We start from the raw sequence: 279 nt of genomic DNA, 5'->3' as shown, positions 1-279 counted from the left end.
TCGAAGAGCAAGGTGCCGTAGTGACTACCTTCGGTTCTGGAGCTGAGCTGCGTGAGGCGCTAGAGACGCGGCGTCCGGCGGTGATCATCAGTGATGTGGGGATGCCTGGCAGGGACGGCTACCACTTGATGCGAACGCTTCGGGCGAAGGAAACGCCCGGCACAAGAAGTCCAGCGGTGGCGCTGACGGCTTTCGCGCGTGCGGAGGACCGAAAGAGAGCCCTTCTGGCTGGCTGTCAGAGCCACATTGCCATGCCCTTCGACAGCGCTGAACTGATGC

1 protein-coding gene is annotated in these 279 nt (G+C 62.4%); it reads left to right on the top strand.

Going from position 1 to position 279, the window contains the following annotated elements; translation table 11 throughout:
* The coding region (locus AC0IZJ_RS28430; protein WP_471855606.1) for a response regulator at positions 1-279 on the top strand (279 nt) is incomplete at both ends.

The organism is Roseateles sp. AC306 (assembly GCF_979253795.1).
Note: the sequence above shows the minus strand (reverse complement) of the source record. Positions and strands in the feature narration are given on the sequence as shown.